This window comes from Mesorhizobium sp. M7A.F.Ca.CA.002.09.1.1 (assembly GCF_003998555.1).
In the GTDB taxonomy this organism is placed as follows: domain Bacteria; phylum Pseudomonadota; class Alphaproteobacteria; order Rhizobiales; family Rhizobiaceae; genus Mesorhizobium; species Mesorhizobium ciceri.
Genome location: NZ_RZRR01000150.1, coordinates 1 through 8,249, shown reverse-complemented (window position 1 = coordinate 8,249; position 8,249 = coordinate 1). Strand labels below are relative to the sequence as shown.

The following is an 8,249-nucleotide window of genomic DNA, read 5'->3' as shown; positions in this document are numbered from 1 at the left end:
GGGCTACAAGTTCATGGTGCGCCCGGTGGCCAACGATCTGGCCGGCGCATTGTTGCCAGCCGAATATGCGCTGGGCAAGCTCGGCGCCAAGACTGCCGTGATCGTCAACGACAAGCAGGTCTTCGGCCAGGGCATTTCCGAAATCTTCGCCAAGAACTTCGAAACCGGCGGCGGCAAGGTCCTCGATACCATTGCCGTGGCGCCATCCGACGTGGACTTCACCGCTGTGCTGGCCCAGATCAAGTCCAAGAAGCCCGATGCGATCTATCTCGGCGCCGTCATGCCGCAGCTTGCGCTGTTTGCCAAGCAGATGCACGAGCAAGGTATCGCCGCCGTGCTAATGGTGCCGGACGGCGGCTACACGCCGGACCTCATCAAACAGGCCGGCGAAGCCAATGTCCAGGGCACGCTTGTCGCGATCCAGGTGCCGCCGATGGATGCCTCCCCCGAGATCGCCGATTTCGCCAAACTCTACAAGGCGAAATATGGTGAGGAAGCCGGCCCGTATTCGATCTACGGCTATGTACAGGGCCAGATTTTGGAACAGGTGCTGAAAACGACGAAAGGCCTCACGCGTGAGGACCTCAACGCGGCATTGCATGCAGTTAAGGCGAAGACCGTCGTCGGCGAGCTGGAATTCGACGAAACCGGCGAACTCAAAGTCGCCCCATCCTACCTCTACAAGGTGGAGGGAACGGGCTTCCATCTCGTCGGTTCGAAATAGCAGCCAGACCGCCGGAGCCGCATCGCTACGCGCGAAGCGGCTCCTTCACCTGTTGACGGGCGTGCCTGCCGCAAGTACGGGCGGCCACGTCGACCATTCCCCTTCCCGGTTCGACCGGTCCATGGGGTTGCAGGCACAGGACGCCGGCCCATGCTGGGAAATCTTATCCAACAAACGGTAAATGCCCTGACCATCGGCTCGATCTACGCCCTGATCGCGCTCGGCTACACCATGGTCTACGGCGTGTTGCGCATGATCAACTTCGCCCATGGCGAGATGTTCATGCTCGGCGCCTATGTAGCGTTTCTGGCGCTCAGCCTGCTGGTCGGCGATGTCGGGATGTCGGGCGCGCTGGCGCTTACCGCGGCCTTTCTCGTGGCGATCTTCCTCGTCGGCCTCATTGGAGTCGGCATCGAAAGGGTCGCCTACAAACCGCTGAGAAGCTCCACCCGGCTCGCGCCGATGCTGTCCTCGCTCGGCGTCTCATTGTCGCTCGTCACCGGGGTGCAGATCCTGGCCGGCCCACAGCCAGTCGCCTTTCCCAGCTTCTTCCCCGTCGTCCGATATCAGGTGATGGGCGGCACCATCACCTTGATGCAGATCGGCATCCTGATCGCCGCCTTCGTGCTGATGTTCGGCCTGCATGTCCTAGTCAACCGGAGCCGTATCGGCATCATCGTGCGCGCCGTATCGGAAAGCCGACCGACCGCACAGCTGCTTGGCATCAACGTCAACGGCGCCATCTCCATGGTGTTCTTCGTCGGGCCGCTTCTCGGCGCTGCCGGCGGCATCCTCTATTCCAGTTACTATGGCATCATGTCGCCCAGCATGGGCGCCGTCATCGGGCTGAAGGCCTTCACCGCGGCCATCCTCGGCGGCATCGGTTCAATCCCCGGCGCCATGCTCGGCGCCTTCATCCTGGCTTTTATCGAAGTGTGGGGAACCGCGCTGCTGCCCATTGTCACAAACGGCGTGCTCGGCACCGAGTATCGCGACGTTCTCGCCTTTGCGATCCTCATACTCGTGCTTCTGGTCCGTCCTGCCGGTATACTCGGCGAGGCCGTCTCCGAGGAAAGCATCGTGTACAAGAGGGAATTCTGATGGCCGCCGCCGACACTCTCGCCGCGGCCCGGCCGCGTGCGAACCGGACCATCTCCTGGCTCGTCTTCGCCATCGCGATCGCGCTGATCATGGCCACGCCCTTCCTGCCCAACTACCATGTCCGTGTCCTCAACAGCCTGCTGATCTACATCCTGCTCGGCATCGGCCTGAACATCGTGATCGGCTATACCGGGCTGCTGGATCTCGGCTTCGTCGCCTTCTACGCGGTCGGCGCCTACAGCTATGGGCTGCTGGCAAGCCCGCAGCTCGGCCTGCATATGCCGTTCCTGCTCATCCTGCTCGTCGCCGCCTGCCTGGGTGCGGTCACCGGCATATTGCTCGGCATTCCGGTGTTGCGATTGCGCGGCGACTATCTGGCCATCGTCACACTTGGCTTCGGCGAGATCATCCGCATCATCATCAACAATCTCGACTGGCTGACCGGAGGGCCGCAAGGCATTGCCCGGCTGGACAAGGCGTCGATCCTCGGCATACAGATTGCCCGGCCGATCGACTTCTTCTGGCTGCTGCTGATCACCGTGCTCATCGTCGGCACCGTGGTCTGGCGGCTCGAGCGCTCCATCCTCGGCAAGGCGTGGGCGGCGATCCGCGAGGACCAGGATGCCGCGCGCGGCATCGGCATCAACACCACCAATGCCAAGCTTGCCGCTTTCGCCACCTCGGCCACGATCGGTTCCATAGCCGGCGCGATCTTCGCCGCATCGCAGCGTTTCGTCAGCCCGGAAAGCTTCACGCTGCAGGAATCGGTGCTGATCGTGCTGATGATCGTGGTCGGCGGCATCGGCAACATCTTCGGCATCGTCGCCGGCGCGGCAATCCTGATCCTGCTGCCGGAGCTGCTGCGCGAATTCGCCGAATGGCGCATCCTCTTCCTCGGTCTTTTGATGATCTCGCTGATCATCGCGCGCCCGGCCGGCATCGTGCCGCGCAGCTTCGGGCCGGAGAAACTGATCCGAGGGCTTTTCGGAAAATGACGCTGGTCTTTCAGAGCCTTCGCAAGGTGTATGGCGAGGTCGTCGCCATCGACGGCGTGTCGACCGACTTCGCTCCCGGCATAATCCACGGCGTGATCGGACCGAACGGCGCCGGCAAGTCGACGCTGATCAACATGACGGCTGGTTCCTACACAGTGTCGTCGGGCTCGATCACGCTCGACGGCAAGCGTCTCGACAAACTCAAGAAATACCAGATCGCCAATTCGGGAATTGCCCGCACCTATCAGAACATCCGCCTCTTCGACCAGATGTCGGCGATCGAGAACCTTGAAGTCTGTTTCTATCCCGCCGAGGTTGCGGCCGCCTGGAGGGAAGTGATCTGGCCACCCTATGCCAACGCCCAGCGCCGGCGCCGGCGTGAGAAATGCATGGAAATCCTGCGGTTTTTTGACCTTCAGGGCTACGCCGACGTCGATGCCGGGGGCCTGCCCTATGGCCGACAACGCATGCTGGAGATCGCCCGCGCCTTGGTCGCCAATCCGCGCGTCCTGCTGCTCGACGAGCCCGCCGCCGGATTGAACCACCACGAGACGGCGGAACTGACGGCAAAACTCACCGCGTTGCGTTCGCCCGACCGGATCATGATCGTCGTCGAGCACGACATGGATCTCGTCATGACACTCTGCGACAGCATCATCGTCATGCATCATGGGAAACTGCTCTTCCGGGGCACGCCCGCCGAAGTGCAGGCAAGCACCGACGTCCAACTCGCCTATCTGGGAACCGCCAATGACATCGACGACATCCGGGCCGCTGCTCAGAATCGCCGGGCTCAGCTCGGGATACGGGCGCGTCGGCGTTCTTGAGGGCATCAGCATTGACGTCGATCCGCACGAGATCGTCGTCATCCTGGGTCCGAACGGCGCCGGCAAGACGACGCTGCTCAATTCCGTTTCCGGCGTGGCGCGGCCCACCGCAGGCAGCATCGCGTTCGAGGGCCGCGACATCACCGGGATGCGCCCCGAACAGGTCGTGCGTCTCGGCATCACCCACTGCCCGGAAGGCCGCCAGATCTTCCAGCGCCTGACGGTGGAGGAAAACTTGGTCGCGGCCCATATCGGTCGCGGCGGGAAGAGTTTCGAGGCATTGCGCGCCGAGGTGTTCGAGCTGTTTCCTGTGCTCAAGGAACGGCGCAACGGCATGGCAAGCCGCATGTCCGGCGGCCAGCAGCAGATGCTGGCGATCGGGCGCGCGCTTATGGCCGAGCCGAAGCTTCTGATGCTCGACGAGCCGTCTCTCGGCCTTGCCCCGAAGATCGTCCACCAGATCTTCCGCATCATCCTCGACCTGTCGCGCCACGGCATTTCGATCCTGCTCGTCGAGCAGAACGTTCAGCTGGCGCTTGAATGCGGCGACTACGCCTACCTGCTCAACACCGGCAAGGTGAAGCTGCATGGCCCGGCGCAGGAAATGGCCGCGCATTCGGCCCTGAGGGAACACTATCTCGGCGGCGCCAGCGAGGACGTCCTTCATGTTTGAGGTCGACTGGAAGACGCCGCATCTGTGGCGCAAGACCGCGAACAGGCGCCCGGCCGCACCGGCACCGCAAGGCGACCTGAAGACGGACGTGCTGGTGGTCGGCGGCGGCTTCACCGGCATGGCCGCGGCACTCGGCGCGCGCGACAGCGGCGTCAATGTCATCCTGCTTGAGAGCAACGAGATCGGATCGGCAGCGTCGGGCCGCAACAACGGCCTTGTCATCTCCCACCATTCCAAGGCCTCGCCGGCGGAGTTCGAGGCGGTCTACGGCAAGACGATCGGTGAGCGCTACAATCGCATGGTTGCGGATGCGGCCGGCGTAGCCTTCGGCCTGATGCAGCGCTTCAACATAGACGCCCACCAGGTTCAGGAAGGCTGGATCCAGCCCGCTCACACCGACACCACGCTTGCCCGCGCGCACCAGTTCTACGAAGAGTGGAAAGCCTTCGGCGCCAATGTCTCCTGGCTTGACCGGGCCGAAGCCAGCGCGCGCATCGGCAGCCCCTATCTCGGCGGCTGGATGGTGCACAATTCCGGCCACATCAATCCGTTCGCCATGACCATTGGCCTTGCCGGCGCCCTTGAGCGCGAAGGCGTGACCATCTTCGAGAACGCCGCGGCGTCTCGCATCGAGAAGGTGGAAGGCGGCTGGCGCGTCTTCACCGCAACGGGAAGCGTCACGGCGCCAGAAGTGGTGCTTGCCACGAATGCGCTTACCGGCGACCTCTGGGCTGGGCTGAAGAAGACACTGATGCCGTTCAAGGTCTTCCAGGCCGCGACAAACCCGCTGCCGGAAGGCCTGCGCACCCAGATCCTTGTCGGCAACCCCGCGGTGTCCGACATGCGCAACGACATCCGCTATTTCCACTACGACGTCGACGGCCGGCTGGTGAGCGGCGGCACGCATACATTGTGGTTTGACGAGGCCGACCGCGGTCGCGCCAAGGTCTCGAGCATGCTGGGCAAGGCTTTTCGCGCATTCGGCGGCGAACCGCCGATCGTGGAATACTGGCATGGCACCTTTGCCGTGGTGCCTGATCGCAGACCTCGCCTCTATCGCCTGGCACCCGGCCTCGTGTTTGGCGGCGTCTATTCCGGCCGCGGCGTGGCATTGGCAATGTCTCTTGGCCAGGAAATCGGCCGCTGGGCGGCAGGCCGGCGCCGGGACGAGCAGATGCCTTTGCCGGTCACCAACATGAAACCGGTTCCGTTCCATCCGGTCGCCGTGCAGGTCGCGAACCGCATGCATCTCTGGAACCGCTTCAAGGATCGAAGCTCTTGATGACATTATAGGCCGACGATGCTGATTTTGTGCCGGCGGCTAGCTGGCCGAGGCAGAAGTCTCAATCAGACAGCCCATGCTCGGTCACGACTGGGCCGAAAGCGGACTGGTAGCTTCAGGCATCAGCGGAAGCCGAAGCGGACCTTCAGCGTGGCTGGGACTTAGGGCCTCCGACTGATCCAAAAGGAGGTTCTGTCACGGTCTCAGGCGTTCCCCCTTCGGATCGTACCACGGCTTGAGCTGCGCAATGGCCTTGTATCGCTTCCAGGCGATTTCGATCTCCAGAGGGCGGCTGCCAGCCAGGCATCGTCGACACCGCCCTCGCATTCGACATAGCCCATGCCGAGCGAGGCGCCGATGCGGTGGCCGTAGGCGCCGGAGGTGACCGAACCGACGATCTTGCCGCCGCGCCAGATCGGTTCGTGATGATAGAGGAGAGGCGCATCTTCGGCCTGCAGCCGCAACTGCACCAAGCGGCGGCGCGGCTTGCCCGCCTCCTTCTGCAGCAACAGCGCATCACGGCCGATGAAGCCGCCTGGCTTGTCGAACGCCACGGCAAAGCCAAGCCCTGCCTGCAGCGGGCTGTCTTCCTCGCCGATGTCGTGACCCCAGTGGCGGTAACCTTTCTCCATGCGCAGCGAATTGATGGCGAAGTAGCCGCCTTGGCGCAGGCCGAAATCGGCGCCCGCCTCGGCCAGCTTGTCGAAGACATGGGCGGCGAACTCGGCGGGCATGTAGAGCTCCCAGCCAAGCTCGCCGACGAAGGTCAGCCGGCTGGCGCGCACCCGCGCATAGCCAAGGTCGATCTCGCGGCTGGTGCCGAAGGGAAACGCCGCCTCCGAGAAGTCATCGGGCGAGACGGCGCGCAGGAGATCGCGCGATTTCGGCCCCATCAGCGCCAGCATGGGCAGGCCGGAGGTGACATCCTGCACGAAGACATGCGCGTCCGCCGGGATATGGCGCTTGAGCCAGGCCAGGTCGCGCCGCTGCGACACGGCGATGGTCACGACCATGTAGGCGGTTTCGGAGATGCGGGTGACCGTGACATCGGCTTCGATGCCGCCTAGCTCGTTCAGCCATTGCGTGTAGACGACGCGGCCGGCGGGTACGTCGACATTGTTGGCACAGATGCGGTTGAGCACCGCGCAGGCGTCACGCCCCTCGATCCAGTATTTCACGAAGCAGGAATGGTCGAACAGCGTAACGTTGTCAGCCGTGTTGCGGCTTTCCTCGCCGCAGGCGCCGAACCAGTTCTGGCGGCCGTAGGAATAGTCGATCTCGGCCTTCATGCCGGGCAAAGCGAAGAAGCCAGGGCGTTCGTAGGCGGCGGCCTCGGTCATGCAGGCACCCGCCGCCATCAGGCGGTCGTGGAACGGGCTCTTGCGGATGTGGCGCGCCGTGGCGAACTGGCGGTATGGCCAGTGCATGTCGAACAAAAGGCCAAGCGTTTCGGTGGTGCGGTCGTAGAGATATTTCTTGTTCGACTGGAACGACATGGTGCGGCGCACGTCGACATCGGCGAGATCGACCGGTGGGCGCCCGTCGCGGATCCATTCCGACAGCGCCTTGCCGACGCCGCCCGAGGAGAGGATGCCGACGGAATTGAAGCCGGTGGCGCAGAACAGGCCGGAGACCTCAGCCGTCTCGCCCAGCAGATAGCGGTCATCCGGCGTAAAGCTTTCCGGTCCGTTGAAGAACAGTTTGATGCCGACATCCGCCAGCAGCGGCACCCGCCTGGTTGCCATTTCGAGGATCGGTTCGAAATGCTCGAAGTCCTCGGGCAGGCTGTCGAAGCAGAAATCGGGCGAGATGCCGTTATGGCCCCACGGCTTGGCCACCGGCTCGAAGCAGCCGAGCAGCAGCTTACCGGCGTCTTCCTTGTAGTAGGAGCACTCGTCGCCCAGGAAAAGCACCGGCAAATTGGCGGGCAGGCCGGGGATGGTCTCGGTGACGATGTAGAAATGCTCGGCGGCGTGCAGCGGCAGCGTCACGCCGATCTGTGCCGCGAGATCGCGCGACCACATGCCACCGCATATCACCACCTTGTCGGCGCGGATCTCGCCCTTGTCGGTGACCACGCCGCAAACGCGGCCGTTCTCGACCAGGATTTTCGTGACCGGCGTGTTTTCGAGAATGCAGGCGCCACCGGTGCGCGCGCCCTTGACATAGGCCATGGTGACGTCGGTGGGGTTGACCTGTCCATCATTGGGGAACCAGAAGCCGCCGACGATGCCGTCGATGTTGACCGGGCTCCAGCGTTCCTTGATCTCGCCGGGCGTGACCATGTCGACCGGCAGGCCGAAATTGCGCCCCATCCAGGCGCCGCGTGCCAGCTCCTCGAAGCGCGCCTCGGTGTTGGCGACACGCAGCGAGCCGCGCTGCATGAAGCCGGTGGCCTGTCCGGTTTCGGCTTCGAGGCGGCCGAACAGCTCGCCGGTGTATTTCGCCAGCTCCGTCATCTGTCGCGTCGCCCGCAACTGCGTCACCAGGCCGGCGGCATGCCATGTCGTGCCGCATGTCAGCTGCTTGCGCTCGCACAGTACGACGTCGGTGATGCCAAGCTTGGTGAGGTGATAGGCGACCGAACATCCGGCAATGCCGCCGCCGACGATGACGACATCAGCCTGTTCCGGCATCTGTTCTGAAC

6 protein-coding genes and 1 pseudogene are annotated in these 8,249 nt (G+C 63.6%); 6 read left to right on the top strand and 1 reads right to left on the bottom strand.

Translation table 11 applies throughout. From position 1 onward, the window contains the following. From EN994_RS09410 to EN994_RS09385, 6 genes are all read left to right on the top strand, one after another. On the top strand, positions 1 to 724 hold a 724-nt coding region (locus tag EN994_RS09410; RefSeq protein WP_206530389.1), incomplete at its 5' end, for a branched-chain amino acid ABC transporter substrate-binding protein. Between the two features lie 150 nt (positions 725 to 874). Continuing rightward, complete coding sequence (locus EN994_RS09405) at positions 875 to 1,825, top strand: branched-chain amino acid ABC transporter permease (protein ID WP_224620706.1); 951 nt, start codon at positions 875 to 877, stop codon at positions 1,823 to 1,825. Further along, complete coding sequence (locus EN994_RS09400; RefSeq protein WP_024504006.1) at positions 1,825 to 2,820, top strand: hypothetical protein; 996 nt, start codon at positions 1,825 to 1,827, stop codon at positions 2,818 to 2,820. The genes EN994_RS09405 and EN994_RS09400 overlap by 1 nt, the downstream gene beginning before the upstream one ends. Next, a complete protein-coding gene (locus tag EN994_RS09395) occupies positions 2,817 to 3,647 on the top strand; it encodes an ABC transporter ATP-binding protein (protein ID WP_063168748.1) in 831 nt (276 codons plus the stop codon). Before EN994_RS09400 ends, EN994_RS09395 begins: the two co-directional genes overlap by 4 nt. After that, the gene (locus EN994_RS09390) at positions 3,571 to 4,320 is read left to right on the top strand and encodes an ABC transporter ATP-binding protein (RefSeq protein WP_063168749.1); all 750 of its coding nucleotides are present in this window, start codon (positions 3,571 to 3,573) and stop codon (positions 4,318 to 4,320) included. The genes EN994_RS09395 and EN994_RS09390 overlap by 77 nt, the downstream gene beginning before the upstream one ends. Beyond that, positions 4,313 to 5,602: an FAD-dependent oxidoreductase gene (locus EN994_RS09385; protein WP_063168750.1), complete on the top strand. Its 1,290-nt coding sequence runs from the start codon at positions 4,313 to 4,315 to the stop codon at positions 5,600 to 5,602. Before EN994_RS09390 ends, EN994_RS09385 begins: the two co-directional genes overlap by 8 nt. Positions 5,603 to 5,797: 195 nt before the next feature. Here the strand turns inward: EN994_RS09385 and EN994_RS09380 are convergent. After that, a pseudogene (locus EN994_RS09380) lies at positions 5,798 to 8,249 on the bottom strand (FAD-dependent oxidoreductase); the annotation flags it as partial.